This window comes from Cognatiyoonia sp. IB215446 (assembly GCF_033963825.1).
Classification (GTDB): domain Bacteria; phylum Pseudomonadota; class Alphaproteobacteria; order Rhodobacterales; family Rhodobacteraceae; genus Yoonia.
On the sequence record NZ_JAXBMD010000002.1, the window covers coordinates 872695 to 890032 of the forward strand.

The following is a 17338-nucleotide window of genomic DNA, read 5'->3' on the forward strand; positions in this document are numbered from 1 at the left end:
GCAAAGCAAAGGTTTTCCACATGTCCTTCGATCCGACCAGCCTGACCTATAATGACGCAGGGCTGATCCCTGCGATTGCCCAGGACGCTGAGACGGGCGAAGTGCTGATGATGGCGTGGATGAATGCCGACGCAGTGTCGCAGACGCTCGAGACGGGCAGGGTCACCTATTGGTCGCGTTCCCGCCAGGAATTCTGGATCAAGGGTGCTACGAGCGGTCACACGCAGGAACTGGTCCGGTTTAAGGTGGATTGCGACCGCGATTGCCTGCTTGTCGAAGTCAACCAGACCGGACCCGCCTGCCATACCGGCCGCCGCACCTGCTTTTATACCGAGGTGCAAGACGGCCAGGAGGTTGAGGTGGTCAAACTGCCGGAAGACCCACCATCTGCCTGATATCGGCGGGCGTCGCACCTTCCTCGCGGTACTTGCGGATGGCGCGCGCATCATCGCGTTTGGCAAGGCGTCGTCCCGCACCGTCGCGGATCAGCCGGTGGTGATGGTAACTGGGCGTGGGCAGGTCCAAGAGCTTTTGCAACAGAACGTGGATGGGCGTTGCCTCGGCCAGGTCGGCCCCACGCACGACATCCGTGACACCTTGTGCCGCGTCATCAATCACGACCGAAAGATGATAAGACGTGCCCATATCACGCCGCGCCAGAACAACATCACCGATGGAACTGACAAATGTCTCGGACGATGTTTTGCGCGTCTGCGGCGCAGGGCAGGTTTCAAGGTATGACACATCGCGCGCAGCCTTGCCCATGTCGAGCCTCAGCGCCGCGTCGGGCATGGCCTCGGGGCGCGGTTTCGACTTGCATGTGCCGGGATAGATGAGACCATCGGGGCCGTAGGCTGGTGCGCCTTCCTGCGGTGCCGACGCCCCCTCTTGAATGTCGCGCCTGCTGCAGTCGCAGGGGAATAGAAGCCACTGATCCCAAAGCTTTTGTAACGCCTCACGATAAATTGGAAGGCGTTCGGATTGTCGCATGACTGGCTCTGGCCAGGATAACCCAAGCCAGCGCAGATCATTGTAGACTTGTTCTTCCCAAGCGGGGCGGGCGCGGGACCCATCGATATCCTCAATGCGCAGAAGAAACGTACCACTCGCCGCCTTGGCCATGTCATGGGCGAACATGGCGGAATAGGCGTGCCCAAGATGCAATGGACCCGTAGGCGATGGCGCGAAGCGGGTAATCACCGACGGCGCAGGATGATCACGTCCGAACCCATGTCGACATCATCCAGGTGAGTCCCGTGTTCGCGAAACATGACCTCAACACGCGCCTCGCCGATCTCGGTGGCGAGGGCGTCGGTGTAGCGGTTGTCCTGCAATGTCGGATCGTTGAACGACAACGCAAGCAGGCCACCACTGTTCAGTTTGGCGACCAGCAGTCCAAGTGTCTCTGGCGGCGCAGCCCCCAGGCTGACCACACCGGCGGCGACGATGACCCGATAGGCGCCGCGCCCAAAGCTCAACTCACCCGGCTGCGAGAGCCAGGTTTTGTCATAAATCCCAAGCGTTTGCGCGCGTTCCAGCATTTCTGCGGTGATATCAGTGCCGTCGAGATGCTGAAATCCGGCCTGCCTCAGCGCCATACCGCCCAGACCGGTCCCGCAGCCGAAATCGAGGATCAGATCGTTTGGGTCGGCAACATCGCTTAATGCTGCGGCGATGCGTTGCGGTGTGTGATAGCCCCGTTTCGTGACATCCGCATCATAGGTTTCGGCCCAATCGGCATAGATGGCGATCGTCTCTTCCACCGGGCGCGGGGTCCACAGGGCAGGGCGCATGACGTCTTTCTTCTTGGTCATGGCGAGACCTTAGGCCCCAAGATCAGGCGGCGTCCAGCGCCTTTTGGCCCAGCCATGCGGTCCAATCCGCCTTGGCCCGATCTGTGTAAGCCTTGTAGCGGTCCTTGCGATTACGCCGCCCGCCCTTGATGCCGTCCACGGGCGGGAACAGGCCAAAGTTGACGTTCATCGGCTGAAAGGTCTTCGCTTCGGCGCCACCGGTGATGTGGGTGACAAGCGCACCCATGCCCGTGGTGGGCGGAACAGGGGACAGGGCTTGCCCCGTCAGTTCAGCAACAGCGAGGCGCCCTGCAAGCAGACCCATCGCGGCACTCTCCACATAGCCTTCAACGCCGGTGATCTGCCCGGCAAAGCGGATATGCGGTTTTGAACGCAGCCGCATCTGATCGTCCAGCAGCGTGGGTGCGTTGATGAATGTGTTCCGGTGAATGCCACCAAGACGAGCAAATTCCGCATTCTCAAGCCCGGGAATCATTTTGAAAACAGCCTTCTGCGCGCCGTATTTCATCTTGGTCTGAAAGCCGACAATGTTGAATAGCGTGCCCAAAGCATTGTCGCGTCGCAGCTGCACGACCGCGTAAGGCTTATTGTCCGGATCATGCGCATTGGTCAGGCCAACAGGCTTCATCGGGCCGAAGCGCAGCGTCTCGCGTCCGCGTTCGGCCATGACCTCAATCGGCAGGCAGCCATCGAAATAGCCTGCGGTTTCGCCTTCCTTGAACGCAGTTTTTTCAGCCGCCAGCAAAGCGTCGATAAACGCCTCATACTGGTCGCGGGTCATCGGACAGTTGAGATAGGCGGTTCGTTCGTCCTCGGTCTCACCCTTGTCATAGCGCGACTGCATCCAGGCCACATCCATATCAACCGTTTCGGCATAGACGATGGGGGCGATGGCATCGAAGAAGGCGAGCGCCTCGGCGCCCGTTTCTTTCTGAATAGCCTCAGCCAATGCGCCAGAGGTCAGCGGACCCGTGGCGATGATCCAATGGCCGTCTTCGGGCAGCGATGTAATTTCATCGTATGAAATCTTGATGTTAGGGTGCGCTTCTAAAGTTTGTGTGACGCTCTCCGCGAACGGATCACGATCAACCGCCAAGGCGCCACCGGCGGGCAGCCGATGCTGGTAGGCCGTGCGCATGATCAGACCATTGGCCTGCATCATCTCCCAATGCAGAAGCCCAACGGCGTTTTGCTCGTGATCATCAGATCTGAACGAGTTCGAGCACACCATCTCACCCAAATGACCGGTGCGATGTGCAAATGTCCCGACCTTGGGGCGCATTTCATGCAATCTGACCTGAATGCCAGCATTGGCTGCCTGCCAAGCCGCCTCGGACCCGGCCATGCCGCCGCCGATGATATTGAGTGTCTTTGTCATGCAGGTGATTTAGAGGGTGCGGGCGAGTTTGCAAACCCCGCCACGCACCTCGTAGCTGCAAGGTCGCTCAGAAAATGACCGGCACATCCTTCAGAATGCTCCGGGGCCCGAAGGTCAGCCCGCCATTCCGGCCAAAGCCAACTTCAGCGCCGATCATGAGATAAGTATCATCATCATCGGCACCGCCATCGATATCTCTGTTCAGATTGCCAAGCCGGCCGAAAACGATCACCTCGGGGGCGACACGGTAAGAACCGCCAATCTCAAGCGTGCGGATCGTGGCGTCGCCGTCGCTGGACGAAAGATTATAGCTCTCAAAACCAGCGCCAACGCCAAATCCGTTACCAAGCTCATAGTCGAGATCGACGCCGATAAACCCGATGTCGTTGTTTGTATCGTCCAACTCGCCCGCACCGATGTAACTGTCTACGCGTCCCCGTCCAAAGGCAAATGCTGCCTCGGCACCAAAGAGGCTCGCATCATCGTCATCGACGCTATCGATGCTGTAAAACAGGCCAAAGCTGCTGCCGGACGGGCCGCCGTTGTAGATGCCATGCAAGGTTAGGCTTGAGACATTTTCGCTGTTTTCAGAATTGGTTGTGAAACTGGCATCGGCGCCAAACCCGACAATGGGTGACATCGCGACCTCGACACCACCATAATAGGAGGTGTTGGTTTCAGAGATGTCGCTAAACCGCTGAAGTTCCAGACCAATCTCGGCACCATCAAGTTGCTGGGCCAAGGCCAGGGTCGAAGTTGAACCAATCACAACACCTGCGTAAAGAACTGCTCTTATCATGGGTTTTCCCCTTTTCACTGTTATTTTTGACCGCCTTACCTTCTAGTTTTCTTCCTCTTCATCCGCCCCTTGGTCTGCAATCCAGGCGACACTTACAACGGTTTCATCGGCGCCGGTGTCGAATACTTTCACACCGCCAGCGCCGCGCGAACGGAACGAAATACCGTCAATGGGAACGCGGATGGACTGGCCAGTTGAGGTCACAAGCATGATCTGGTCCGACATTTCGACCGGGAACGAGGTGACCAATGGGCCGCCACGCATCGCCTTGTCCATGGCCGCAACACCCATGCCACCGCGCCCCCGCACCGGGTAGTCGTGGCTGGAGCTCAGTTTGCCCGACCCCTTGGCAGTGATGGTCAGGATCAGGTTTTCCGCCGCCGACATCTCGGCATAGCGTTCCTGCGTGATCTGGCCGGGTGCGGCCTCTTCATCCTCGTTTTCCGCGTCGTCGGTCAAACCGGCCATGGCGCGGCGCATTTTCAGATAGGCGGCACGCTCTGCTGGGTCGGCCTCAAAGTGTCGGATGATCGACATTGAGACGACCTTGTCCTTGCCCTGCAGATTGATGCCACGCACGCCAACGGAAGAACGTGAGTTAAAGACACGGACATCGGTCGCCGGAAAGCGGATCGCACGGCCGGAATCGGTGACAAGCATAACGTCATCATCGTTGGAGGCGATGCGCGCGTTGATAAGCGTGGTCTCCGCATGTTCGTCTTCGAATTTCATCGCGATCTTGCCGTTTGATTTCACATTTGTGAAGTCTGACAGTTTGTTACGCCGCACAGTTCCCGCTGAGGTGGCAAAGACCACCTGCAGGTCATCCCACTCTTCCTCTGGACGATCGACGGGCATAATGGCTGCAATCGACACACCTTGCGGGATCGGCAAGATATTCACAATCGCCTTGCCCTTTGCCGTGCGGTTGCCAAGCGGCAAGCGCCAAGTCTTCAGCTTGTAGACCATCCCGTCAGTCGTGAAGAACAGAAGCTGTGTGTGGGTATTGGCCACGAAGAGGGTGGTAACGACATCCTCTTCCTTCGTCTGCATTGACGACAGGCCCTTGCCGCCGCGTCGTTGCGCGCGGAAATCGGTCAGGGCAGTGCGCTTGATATAGCCGCCGGAGGTAACGGTCACGACCATGTCCTCGCGCTCGATCAGGTCCTCGTCTTCCATGTCGCCGGACCAGTCGACGATTTCGGTGCGACGCGGGACAGCGAAAAGATCGCGGACTTCGGTCAGCTCATCACGGATGATTTGCATGATCCGCTCACGCGAGCCGAGGATTTCAAGATATTCGCGGATCTTGCGCGCCAGTTCCTGCAGCTCATCTGTGACTTCCTGCACACCGATCTGGGTTAAGCGTTGCAGACGTAACTCAAGGATGGCACGCGCCTGTGTCTCAGAGAGATTGTAGGTGCCGTCCTCATTTGCAGTATGGGTCGGGTCATCGATCAGCGCGATGTATTCCAGGATGCTTTCTGCAGGCCAGCGTCGCGTCATCAGCTTTTCACGGGCGGTCGCCGCATCGGCTGAGGCGCGGATGGTCGCGACAACTTCGTCAATATTGGTGACGGCCACGGCGAGGCCGCACAGGATATGCGCACGCTCGCGCGCCTTGCGCAGTTCAAACGCGGTCCGGCGTGCGACGACGTCTTCCCGGAAATCGACAAAGGCGGTCAGAAAGCCGCGCAGCGTCAGCATTTCGGGCTTGCCGCCGTTCAGAGCGAGCATGTTGCAGCCAAAGCTGGTTTGCATCGGCGTGAAACGGAACAATTGGTTCAGCACGACCTCCGCCGTGGCATCGCGTTTCAGCTCGATGACCACGCGTACGCCATTACGGTCGGATTCGTCCTGCACATGGGCGATGCCTTCGATCCGCTTGTCGCGCGCGGCTTCCGCGATGCGGTCGATCATCGTGGCCTTGTTCACCTGATAAGGAATTTCCTCGATGATGATGGCGTAGCGGTCTTTGCGGATTTCCTCGACCTTCGTGCGGGCGCGGATGATGACCGAGCCGCGCCCCTCCAGATAGGCTTTGCGCGCGCCGGAGCGGCCCAGAATGATCCCACCGGTGGGGAAATCGGGGGCAGGGATGTGTTCGATGAGTTGTTCGGTCGACAGGTCCGGATCGTCGATCAGCGCCAGCGTGGCATCGACGACTTCGCCCAGATTGTGTGGTGGGATATTCGTTGCCATCCCCACGGCAATGCCGCCAGCCCCGTTGACCAGCATGTTGGGAAAGCGCGACGGCAGGACGGTCGGTTCCTGTTCCTTGCCGTCGTAATTGTCCATGAAATCGACCGTGTCCTTGGGCAGGTCTTCGGTCATGTATTGCGCAACTTTGGCCAGGCGGCTTTCAGTGTAACGCATTGCAGCCGCGCCATCGCCGTCCATAGAGCCGAAATTGCCCTGGCCATCGATCAGCATCAACGACATGGAGAAATCCTGTGCCATCCGCACGAGCGCGTCATAGATCGCGGAATCACCATGCGGGTGATATGAACCCATCACGTCGCCGACCGATTTTGCAGACTTCCGATAAGCCTTGTCGGCGGTGATGCCTTTCTCATACATCGAATAGATGATGCGCCGGTGCACAGGTTTTAGGCCGTCTCGAAGATCAGGAATTGCACGGCTCACGATTACGCTCATCGCGTAGTCGAGATAGCTCGTCTTCAATTCGTGCTCGATCGTGACCGCGGGTCCATCATATGCGGGCCGTCCAGGCGGCATTTGGTCTTCGTTTTCAGGTGTTTCTGGGGTGTCGTTCACGTTCGTGGCCTGTTGCTTCTTATTGTGCTACATCTCGTTGCGAAGATGATATCAGACACTTGATATGGGGCGCAATGCCGCATCACTATGGCTGTTGGCAGTAGCAAGTTATCAGCAATATTGCATTGTTTTTGTGACTTATTTTTTCGACTCGAAGTCCCTTTCTTACAAGACAGCACGAAGGAAAGGTTACGTAGCTGGAGACCGACTTTTAACGACAGGGTAAAGGTTGACCAGAGCTAGGGTGTTTTGCCGCATGCCAGACCATCTTCATGTTCTGAATACGTTTATCTGGCGGTATCACAATTTGCCATCGGATTATCGCGCAAGCTGTGATGATTTATCACTTTTTGGCAGTTAGGCTGGACGATCCGCTTCATTAAGTAAGTTTTGTTCAGCGCAAGATGATCAGCCTAGGTCGGTGGCGTCATTTCATCGGAGTGTTTTATCAGAACTAGCTCGGAGCGGTGTTGGCGCGTGCGGCGACAGCGCACCCTATTTTGCATGGTGGACACGTCAGCAATGCGCCCGTGCTTTATTGGTCGCATTATGGGTGAGCGGCCGCCTTTGGCGCGCATTGAGCGATACGATTTCATACTGCGTGAAACAGGTGGGGCGGTGGCCATTTTTGGTGTCGTCCACAATCGGGAAGACGCTCCCGTTGGACAGGTTGGAATATGCAGTTGCCCGCCTCCGACGGCATAAACCCCGCTGTCTCCGTGACGACTTCGAGAGTCTGTCAAGCTCGCTCGCCACTCCACGCCCGATCATCCTGCCCAAAGCACTTTTGGATTTGGTATGCGGCATGATAGTTATTGACGAGAAGCCTACCACGGTCGTCAAGGCGATGCGCGGTCTACTAATGAAGGGTCACAGAACAATGACGAGACAGATTATGGAGAAGGGCTGGAAGATGTACGCCGCATCTATCTGGAGAGTATCGCGGGCGGCCAACCCTTACGTTTGAGCACAATATGCAGGCACCGATAACGAAAGCGTGGCCGTTCAGATGACAGCTCTTTCATCCGATCCGGCAAAACAGTGTCAGATTGCCGCTTCAACAAGCGCCGATGAAGATGTGGATCAATACCGGCCAAGGCACAGGCCCGCTTTTGAGTGTATTGTTTCTCCGTCATGACCCATTTCACCATCCTTCTGCGTGACCCAGGCGTCAAAAGCATTTTTCTAGTATTTTCTTAAGCATCGACACATCCATCATCTGCCCAGCTAGCAATTTCTTCAGCTTTGCATTATCGGCCTAGAGCGTTTTCAGCTTATTCGCATCCGACACTTCCACACCGCCTTGTTTGGCGCGCATCTTCAAAAGATCGCATCGCCGACGCCGTGCTTCTGATACAGACCAGTAGCTGTTGCGCTCGGCTGATGCTCCTTCAATATCTCGACACTCGGCTGTTCGCTGAAATGGCTTCTCTTGATCATCGGCCTCCTCAATCGGCGAACAGGATAGTCTTAAATGCCAGACATTTCAGGGGCGCAGGTCAAAGCTTGCAACCGTCAACGACTAGCAGCATCTTTCCACAACAAGATGACTCAAAGCGACGTCTTGGAGGCACTCATCCGTGTTTGGTATGTCCCGGCATCTCTAAGTTCGCTCCCGAATGTGAAGGCACCGCGCCATTTTCTTATACGCAATCGCCAAAAGTACGATGCAGATATCGATGCGAGACTGATCCGGGAAAGTGGTAAGCAAACCGGTATAAAAGGTCCGCAAAGTAACGCGAACGGCACAGCACTTTGCTGTTTGATCATCGCACGAACTCACTGACCGCCGAAGAGAGGCACACTGTACTAATGAACGGGATCCGAGATCACCCTGATCCTCGTACCGCTAGTTTACGCACAACAAAGGTGGTTCTGTCGTGCGAAGCCAGTGCCTTTGGACAGCAAAAATGGAAGAAGCCCCAAAAACCAAAGCAGTTTCTATGTTTTGCGCACGGCCTCAAGCACGGCATCGACGTGGCCCGGCACCTTCACCTTGCGCCAGACCTGCGCGATCTTGCCGTCGGCGCCAATCAGAAACGTCGCGCGTTCGATACCCATATAAGTCTTGCCGTACATCTTCTTTTCGACCCAGACGCCGTAGCGCTCGCAAACGTCGCCCTCTTCATCTGAAAGGAGCGCGATTTTCAACTCGTGCTTGGCCACGAATTTGTCGTGTTTCTTGATGCTGTCTTTCGAAACGCCAAGAATTACCGTGTCCGCCTCTGCAAATGCATCCACCGCGTCGGTAAAGCCGATCGCCTCTTTCGTGCAGCCGGGCGTGTCGTCCTTTGGGTAAAAGTAAAGTACGATCTTCTTGCCTGCAAAGTCAGACAAATTCACCATTTCGCCGCCATCACGCGGTAAGTTGATCTCTGGGGCGGTGTCGCCGACATTAGGATGTGTCATCTTGGCTCCTTGCAGGGTGTGGTGCATTGTCATCAAGGTTCTAGTCCGACCTGGAGAGAGTTAAAGTCCAATTGTGGAGTGTTTGTGGACGCGCAAGACCATAGCAGCGATGACGAAACAGCACCGGTTGCGGCGCAGCTTGGAAAGCGCCGGCTTGGGCGTTGGGTCTTCGCGCTGCGCGCGATCTATCTGATCTGCCTCGCGCCGCTTATCTTTGCGCTCGCGGCCGCCGTCATGATTGTTGAGCGCGACATCTCCGTCCCTTCTTGGATCATGGAGCGGATCGAGACGCGGGCAACCAGTTTTCTTGATGGTGGTGCGCTACAATTCGGGGCGGTCTCCTTGCGGATCGGCAAAGACTTGCATCCCACAATCAGGCTGCAGAACATCGTACTCACCGATGCATCCGGTCTGGTGATCACCCGGGTGCCGGTTGTTGAAGGATTGATCTCACCCCGTGGCCTGCTGTTTCAACAGGATGTGCTGGCGCAGGAGATCAGGCTGATCGGGGCGCAGATTAACCTGCGTCGTGGCTCTGATGGCTCATTTGCGGTCGCTTTTGCGGCGGGGGCAGGGGATATTGGTCAAGCGCCGTCGGGCCCGGAACTACTGGACCAATTGGATAGAGTGTTTGAGCGACCGGAATTGGAGGCACTTGAGACGGTGCGCGCCGAAGGGATGATCGTCAATTTTGATGATGCGCGGGCCGGGCGCGCTTGGGTCGTGGACAATGGGACCGTCACACTGGATTTGCGTAACGACCAGACAAATCTGCGTGGCGACTTTGCGCTTTTGTCCGGACGCGACGGCGTGACGGGGGTGCGTATCTCTTACCAAAGCCCGCGTGGCAGTCGGGTTGCCGATTTTGGACTGAATATCACCGATGCAGTGGCGAGCGATATTGCCGCGCAGTCCCCCGCGTTAACCTGGATGCGCGACGTAGAGGCGCCGATCACGGCGTCCCTGCGAACCAGTCTTGATGCGGACGGGCAATTGGGCCTTTTGAACGCGGCACTGCAAATCGGTGCCGGCGCGCTGCAGCCCAACGCCGCAACCGCTCCGCTTACGTTTGACGAGGCACGTGCTTATCTGACGTATGATCCGGTGCGCGACAGCATCGCTTTCAGTGACATCGGCGTCAGAACCGCCTGGGGTGGTTTTCAGGCCAATGGCACCGCATATCTGCGCGAATTTCAGGGTGGTTTGCCACGCGCCTTGCTCGCCCAGTTTTCGTTCGCAGATGTTGTGATTGACCCGCCTGGTCTGTTCGAAACGCCGCCACAGATGCCGGAAATGCTGGCTGATTTACGGGTGCGTTTTGATCCTTTTTCGGTTGAGATCGGGCAAATGGTGATAAATGACGGCCCGACGCAGGTTGTGGCTGATGGTGCAGTAACCGCGACCGACGAAGGCTGGCGTATTGCGTTGGATACGGCCGTCTCGGAAATCACGCCCGAACATGTTCTGGCATTCTGGCCGCGCTCCATAAAGCCTGGGACCCGTGATTGGGTGGCGCGCAATATCATCATGGCTGACATTTTTGACGGTTACGCATCCATACGCCGATCACCGGGGCGGCCACTCGAATTAGCGGCAAACTTCGAATTTCAGGATGCCGAGGTGCGTTTTTTGCGACATATGCCGTCGATCCGGGATGGGCGTGGGGCGGTTAGCCTGGGCAATCACGCCTTTGTCGTGACCCTTGATGAGGGCGTCGTCGATGCGCCGCAGGGAGGGCCGGTTCAGTTGGCGGGGTCTGTATTTGAGCTTAACGATTTACGCGTGAAACCCGCGATTCCCGCGCATCTGAACCTTGTCACCGACAGTTCGGTCACCGCGATTTTGTCTGTGCTGAACCAGCGGCCCTTTACGTTTATGGACCGTGCCAATCTGCCCGTGACGGTGGCTGATGGCCGCGCGCAGGTGCAGGGGACGCTCGACTGGCCGCTCAAACATCGTGCGCGGCCTGACGAAGTGACGTTTGAGATGGTCGCGGATGTGGCGCGCGTGCGCAGCGATCTGATCCCCAATCGCCCGCTCGCAGCCCCCCGCCTGCGGGTTGTGGCCAATCGGGCGGGTATGGAGTTGACCGGCCCTGTCAGCTTGAACGGCACCGTCGCAGATGCGGTTTGGGAGCGTCCCTTTGGCGGCCCCGCCAATGGCACAAGTCAGGTGCGTGCTGAGGTAGAACTGTCTCCGGACTTTTTGCGCGCCTTGCAGATCAACTTGCCAGACGGCTCTGTGACAGGGCGCAGCGCGGGCCAGTTGACGATTGATCTTGCTGAGGGCACGCCACCGCGTTTCCTGCTGCAATCCGATATGCGCGGCTTGCGCGTTGCGATCCCCGCCGTCGGATGGTCAAAGCCACCGGATGCAGCGGGTGCCTTGCGTGTCGAGGGGATATTGGGCGACATACCTGAGATTACCAATCTTGAGATCAGCGGTGCTGGTTTGGCGGCGCAGGGACGCGTGACGCTCAGCGCAGCGGGCGGATTGGAGACTGCGGTTTTCAGCAATGTCCGCGTCGCCGATTGGCTGGATGCACCTGTGACATTGCGCGGTCGCGGGGAAGGGCGTCCGGTCGGTGTCGAAATCGGGGGCGGAACGCTTGACCTCAGACGCGCTGCTTTGGGTGGCGGTGAGGGCGAAAGCGGTCTCTTGGACCTCGCACTCGACCGTCTTCAGATCACCGAAGGCATCGCACTGACAGCGTTTCGGGGCAATTTCCGCAATAGCGACGGCTTTACCGGTCAGTTTCAGGCCCGCGTCAATGGTGAGACGGCAGTGCACGGCACCGTCGCGCAACGAAACGGGCGGGTCGCCGTGCGGCTTCTCAGTGACAACGCCGGTGGAGCGTTGCGCGCTGCCGGATTTATGCGCAATGCCAGTGGCGGTTCGCTTGACCTCACGCTGTTGCCAACCGGTGCGGCGGGCCAGTTTGACGGCACCTTGCGCGTGCGCAGCGTTCGGGTGCAGGAGGCACCGACCATGGCGGCCCTCTTGGACGCGATCAGTGTCGTTGGCCTTTTGCAGCAGCTGGATGGGCAAGGGCTGTCATTTGACCAGGTTGATGCCACATTCCGGCTAACCCCGGCCCGAGTGATCGTCTCGCAGGCCAGCGCGGTCGGTCCGGGGCTTGGCATTTCCGTTGATGGCACATACACGCTCGCCAACGGTGCGCTTGATCTGCAAGGCGTGGTGTCACCATTTTATCTGGTCAACAGCATCGGTAGTTTTCTGACGCGAAAGGGCGAGGGCTTGATCGGTTTCAACTTCAATATCGGTGGGACCGCGACCACACCCGAGGTTCTGGTCAACCCGCTATCGGCACTGACCCCGGGCATGTTTCGCGAGATTTTCCGCAGGCCCGCGCCGGAGCTTTCGCAGTGAAGCTGAGCGAATTTGATTTCGATCTGCCGCAACATCTGATCGCAACCCGCCCGGCGCGGCCGCGCTCTTCGGCGCGGCTCTTGGTTGCTGAAGGCGCGCAGATCGCGGATCGCATCGTCAATGAACTGCCTGACATTCTCCGGCCCGGCGACCGGCTGGTCCTCAACGACACAAAGGTGATCCCGGCGCGGCTTACGGGCGAACGGCACCGTTCCGGTGAAGCGGGAGAAACAGTTGCGAAGATCGAGGTCACTCTGCTGGAGCCGCAGCCAGAGGGGGATTGGGCGGCGCTCGTCAAACCATTGAAAAAGGTGCGCGACGGCGAGACCATCACCTTCTCAGACGAATTGTCCGCACAGGTCACGGGGCGCGAGGATGGTCAGGCCAGGTTACGCTTCAATCTGACCGGTGACGATTTTGATGCGGCCCTGAATGCGGTCGGGGCGATGCCTCTGCCGCCTTACATCGCTGCGAAGCGTCCGGCGGATGAGGCTGACAAATCGGACTATCAGACCCATTGGGCGCGCCGATCTGGTGCCGTTGCGGCGCCCACCGCGTCGCTTCATTTTGACGGGCCGCTGCTGGAGGCACTGCGCGAGCGCGGCGTTGCGTTCACCCATGTCACACTACACGTCGGGGCAGGGACGTTCCTGCCCGTCAAGGTCGACGATATCGCAGATCACAAGATGCATGCCGAATGGGGCGAGGTGACACAGGTGGCAGCCGATGAAATCAATGCGACCAAAACGGCGGGCCACCGTGTCATTCCGGTGGGCACGACAGCACTGCGCCTGATCGAAAGTGCCGCACAAAATGGCGTCATGCAGCCATGGCAAGGCCCGACCGATATCTTCATTACACCGGGTTTTCAGTTTCAGATTGCTGACGGGCTAATGACCAATTTCCATCTGCCCAAATCCACGCTGATGATGCTTGTTTCAGCGCTTATGGGCGTGCCGCAGATCCGCGATATTTATGCCCATGCCATAGATGAAGAATACCGTTTTTTCAGCTATGGTGACAGCTCCCTCTTGCTGCCCGAACAGGGATAGGCCGACCTTCCCGTTAAAGTGCTGAACAAAGGACGCGAACAGGCGCGACCGGGTCGTTTTCCTGTGGTGAGATCGGACCAGAATCATGGGATAGGCCGGTTCTGATCGCAGAAAGGGCGCGCGATGTTTCAGGTGCTGACCGGGTCTTGGGCCCTTTTCCTTGGCATGTTTTTGTTAATGGTCGGCAATGGGTTGCAGGGCACATTGCTGGGCCTGCGTGGCGATCAGGAAGGGTTCAGCACGCTATCCCTGTCGATCATCATGTCGGCTTACTTTCTGGGGTTTTTGTTCAGTTCCCGCTTTACGCCCAAACTGATCCAGCGCGTTGGACATGTGCGCGTCTTTGCGGCACTCGGTTCAACGATTTCGGCGGTCCTGATCATCTATCCGGTCCTTGTCGATCCAATCTCATGGACGATCGGACGCGTGATCATCGGGTTTTGCTTTTGCGGCGTCTATATCACCGCTGAAAGCTGGCTGAATGACGCATCAAGCAACGAAACCCGCGGCAAGGCCTTGTCGATTTACCTGATGGTGCAGATGGCGGGAGTGGTCTTTGCGCAGTGGATCGTCAGTCAGGGGGATGTTTCGGGCTATGTGCTGTTCATCATCCCTTCCGTCCTCGTGTCGCTCGCCTTTGCGCCGGTGCTTTTGTCGGCACGACCCATGCCCGCGTTCGAGACAACGAAGCCGATGAAGATCAAGGATCTGATCAATGCGTCACCCTTGGCCTGTTTTTCAATGTTCATGCTGGGCGGCATATTCTCGGCGCAGTTCGGGATGTCCGCTGTTTATGGCAACCGCGTCGGGTTGAGCGTTGGTGAGATCTCGTTCTTTATCTCGGCGATTTACGTGTCAGCATTGGTACTACAATATCCGATTGGCTGGTTGTCTGACCGGATGGACCGACGCAAGCTGATCATCTGGGTGTCACTGATTGGTGGGGCGGGGTCGCTGATCGCGTTCCTCGTGCCCGGGTACTTTGCACTGATCGTGATCAGCGGGGCCATCGTCGGCGGCATGTCCAATCCGCTTTATGCGCTCGTGATCGCCTATGCCAACGATTATCTGGATAAAGAGGATATGGCTGCCGCGTCAGGGGGCCTTCTGTTCATCAACGGCGTGGGTGCCATTGCAGGTCCGCTGATTGTCGGTGTGATGATGGATGTGATTGGCAACAACGGCTATTGGCTGTTCACCGCCAGCCTGATGTTGGCCACCGGCTTCTATGGGATGTATCGAACCACGCAGCGGAGCCGCAGCGACATCGTGGAGGCCGAGAGCGTGCCTTACACGCCTGTGTCCGCCGCATCGACCCCGGTCGTCGCGGAGGTCGCGCAAGAGGCTTACATCGACGCCGAGGCCGATATCCTCGAGACGAGCGAAGACCTGCCGAAGGTGGCGCCATAATTCTCACCCACTGTGTCATCTCGAAAGATCATTTGAGCGAAGGCGTGCTGTAAACCCTTGCCAGGGCGAGGTTTGTTTGCTTCCGTGATAATGTGTCGATGAAGTCACTGAAGGAATGGTGTGGTGGTAAGCCCCGATGAAGTACTGGCATTCTGGTTGGATGAATGTGCGCCAGAAGATTGGTACAAATCCGATCCGGCCTTTGATGAGAAGATCAGAGAGCGCTTTCTTGCGACCTGGGAAGCTGCGAGCGAAGGCAGCCTGAGCCTGTGGCTTACCTATCCGTCCGGCACCTTGGCCTATATCATTCTGACGGACCAGTTTCCGCGAAACATGTTCCGTGACACGGCACAAGCTTTCGCGACTGATGATATCGCACGCGCTGCGGCGAAAATGGCGATTGACCGTGATTGGGACATGAAGATCGATGAACCGGCGCGGCAGTTCTTTTATCTGCCGCTGATGCATGCGGAAAGTCTTTGCGATCAGGATCGCGCAGTGCGATTGATCCACACACGGATGCCAGAGACCGGCCATCACAACCGCGATCACGCCTGCGCCCATCGTGCGGTGATCCGCGATTACGGGCGTTTTCCCTATCGCAATGCCGCGTTAGGTCGCAAAACAACCCCAGCAGAGCAGGCCTTTCTTGACGCGGGTGGATATGCAAGTGCAATTCAGGCCCAGCTCGCCCAAGCGAGTTGAGCCTCGGTTGATCCGCCGCTTTGCGTCACTGCGATGGCAGTTATGACGCCAGGTCACTAGAGGTCGCTCCAAAAATAGTTTAGCGTTCAACTAAATCTGGTTTTGGAGGGGCACCACATGGCTGCGCAGACTTTTGACATCATCGTAATCGGCGCCGGGCCAGGCGGTTATGTGGCCGCCATTCGCGCTGCACAGCTCGGCATGAAGGTGGCAATCGTCGAACGTGAACATATGGGCGGCATCTGTCTGAACTGGGGCTGCATTCCGACCAAGGCGATGTTGCGCTCGTCCGAAGTCTTCCACCTGATGCATCGCGCGAAGGAGTTTGGCCTGAGAGCGACGGGTGTCGATTACGATCTGAATGCGGTTGTGAAGCGCAGCCGTGACGTGGCCGGCCAGCTATCGGGCGGCGTCAGCCATCTGATGAAAAAGAACAAAATCACGGTTTTCATGGGTGAGGCGACAATCCCTGCTAAGGGCAAAGTCACTGTGAAGGGCGAGAAGGGGACTGATGAACTGGCCTCGAAGAACATCATCCTTGCGACTGGTGCCCGTGCGCGCGAACTACCGGGGCTAGAGGCGGATGGCGATCTGGTCTGGACCTATAAACACGCGCTGCAGCCCAAGCGGATGCCCAAAAAGCTGTTGGTGATTGGTTCAGGTGCAATCGGAATCGAATTTGCGAGCTTCTACAACACGCTTGGTTCGGACACGACGGTAGTTGAGGTCATGGATCGCGTATTGCCCGTGGAAGATGCCGAGATCTCCGCCTTTGCAAAGAAGCAGTTCGTGAAACAGGGCATGAAGATCATGGAGAAATCCATGGTCAAGCAGCTTGATCGCAGCAAAGGCAAGGTCACCGCCCATATCGAAACCGGCGGCAAGGTCGAAACAATGGACTTTGACACGGTGATCAGTGCGGTGGGCATTGTCGGCAACGTCGAGCGGCTGGGGCTTGAGGCGCTTGGCGTCAAGGTGGACCGCACCCATGTGGTGACGGATGAATACTGCCGCACTGGTGTGGACGGCCTTTACGCCATTGGCGATATCGCAGGTGCGCCTTGGCTTGCACACAAGGCCAGCCATGAAGGCGTGATGGTTGCCGACCTGATCGCTGGTAAACATGCGCATCCGGTGAAACCGGAAACGATTGCCGGCTGCACCTACTGCCATCCACAGGTTGCCTCTGTCGGTTATACCGAGGCCAAGGCTAAGGAACTCGGCCATGACGTCAAAGTCGGTCGGTTCCCCTTCATCGGGAACGGCAAGGCCATCGCCTTGGGCGAGCAGGAAGGGATGATCAAGACCATCTTCGACGCCAAGACAGGCGAACTACTCGGCGCGCATATGGTTGGGGCCGAAGTCACTGAGCTGATCCAAGGCTATGTCGTTGGGCGCCAGTTGGAGACCACAGAGGAAGACCTGATGAACACCGTCTTCCCGCACCCCACATTGTCGGAAATGATGCACGAAAGCGTGCTCGACGCCTATGATCGCGTGATCCATATGTGACCGGGCCTAAGCGCGCTACGAAAATGTCGCGTTGCCCTATTGCGCCGTGGCCAAGGTGGCATCGACGAATGCAGCCGTGGATTATGCCACT

At 57.6% G+C, this 17338-nt stretch carries 13 protein-coding genes and 1 pseudogene; 7 read left to right on the forward strand and 7 right to left on the reverse strand.

Features of this window, described 5'->3' with window-relative positions:
- Nucleotides 1–20 precede the first annotated feature (20 nt).
- Nucleotides 21–395, forward strand: coding sequence for a phosphoribosyl-AMP cyclohydrolase (hisI, locus tag SLH49_RS11895; protein WP_320269356.1), 375 nt, complete (start codon nt 21–23; stop codon nt 393–395).
- Here the strand turns inward: hisI and gluQRS are convergent.
- The 5 genes from gluQRS to gyrA form a co-directional block, all read right to left on the reverse strand.
- Nucleotides 364–1200 (reverse strand): tRNA glutamyl-Q(34) synthetase GluQRS, encoded by an 837-nt coding sequence (gluQRS, locus tag SLH49_RS11900; RefSeq protein ID WP_320269357.1) that lies wholly within the window; start codon nt 1198–1200, stop codon nt 364–366. The two genes, hisI and gluQRS, sit on opposite strands and share 32 nt — an antisense overlap.
- Nucleotides 1197–1814 carry a class I SAM-dependent DNA methyltransferase gene (locus SLH49_RS11905; RefSeq protein ID WP_320269358.1) on the reverse strand — a complete coding sequence of 206 codons (618 nt, stop codon included), beginning with the start codon at nt 1812–1814 and terminating at the stop codon, nt 1197–1199. The genes gluQRS and SLH49_RS11905 overlap by 4 nt, the downstream gene beginning before the upstream one ends.
- Before the next feature lie 22 nt (nt 1815–1836).
- Entirely contained in the window at nt 1837–3192 is a 1356-nt protein-coding gene (gene trmFO / locus SLH49_RS11910) for a methylenetetrahydrofolate--tRNA-(uracil(54)-C(5))-methyltransferase (FADH(2)-oxidizing) TrmFO (RefSeq protein ID WP_320269359.1), read from the reverse strand.
- A 67-nt stretch (nt 3193–3259) separates the two neighbouring features.
- On the reverse strand, nt 3260–3991 hold the full coding sequence (locus SLH49_RS11915; RefSeq protein WP_320269360.1) for a porin: 732 nt from the start codon (nt 3989–3991) through the stop codon (nt 3260–3262).
- A 42-nt stretch (nt 3992–4033) separates the two neighbouring features.
- Complete coding sequence (gene gyrA, locus SLH49_RS11920; protein WP_320269361.1) at nt 4034–6769, reverse strand: DNA gyrase subunit A; 2736 nt, start codon at nt 6767–6769, stop codon at nt 4034–4036.
- 256 nt (nt 6770–7025) lie between these two features.
- Here gyrA and SLH49_RS11925 point away from each other — a divergent pair, with 256 nt between their 5' ends.
- Entirely contained in the window at nt 7026–7130 is a 105-nt protein-coding gene (locus SLH49_RS11925) for a hypothetical protein (protein WP_320269362.1), read from the forward strand.
- A gap of 589 nt (nt 7131–7719) precedes the next feature.
- Here the strand turns inward: SLH49_RS11925 and SLH49_RS11930 are convergent.
- Nucleotides 7720–8206: pseudogene (locus tag SLH49_RS11930) on the reverse strand (transposase); the annotation flags it as partial.
- 504 nt (nt 8207–8710) lie between these two features.
- Nucleotides 8711–9178, reverse strand: a complete 468-nt coding sequence (gene bcp, locus SLH49_RS11935; RefSeq protein WP_320269363.1) for a thioredoxin-dependent thiol peroxidase — start codon at nt 9176–9178, stop codon at nt 8711–8713.
- 84 nt (nt 9179–9262) lie between these two features.
- Here bcp and SLH49_RS11940 point away from each other — a divergent pair, with 84 nt between their 5' ends.
- The 5 genes from SLH49_RS11940 (at nt 9263) to lpdA (ending at nt 17247) form a co-directional block, all read left to right on the forward strand.
- Nucleotides 9263–12568 carry an AsmA-like C-terminal region-containing protein gene (locus tag SLH49_RS11940; RefSeq protein ID WP_320269364.1) on the forward strand — a complete coding sequence of 1102 codons (3306 nt, stop codon included), beginning with the start codon at nt 9263–9265 and terminating at the stop codon, nt 12566–12568.
- Nucleotides 12565–13620: a tRNA preQ1(34) S-adenosylmethionine ribosyltransferase-isomerase QueA gene (gene queA, locus SLH49_RS11945; RefSeq protein ID WP_320269365.1), complete on the forward strand. Its 1056-nt coding sequence runs from the start codon at nt 12565–12567 to the stop codon at nt 13618–13620. Before SLH49_RS11940 ends, queA begins: the two co-directional genes overlap by 4 nt.
- Nucleotides 13621–13743: 123 nt before the next feature.
- Entirely contained in the window at nt 13744–15030 is a 1287-nt protein-coding gene (locus SLH49_RS11950) for an MFS transporter (RefSeq protein WP_320269366.1), read from the forward strand.
- Nucleotides 15031–15153: 123 nt separating this feature from the next.
- Nucleotides 15154–15735 carry a DUF924 family protein gene (locus tag SLH49_RS11955; RefSeq protein WP_320269367.1) on the forward strand — a complete coding sequence of 194 codons (582 nt, stop codon included), beginning with the start codon at nt 15154–15156 and terminating at the stop codon, nt 15733–15735.
- A gap of 117 nt (nt 15736–15852) precedes the next feature.
- A complete protein-coding gene (gene lpdA, locus SLH49_RS11960) occupies nt 15853–17247 on the forward strand; it encodes a dihydrolipoyl dehydrogenase (RefSeq protein ID WP_320269368.1) in 1395 nt (464 codons plus the stop codon).
- The last annotated feature ends 91 nt before the right edge of the window (nt 17248–17338 follow it).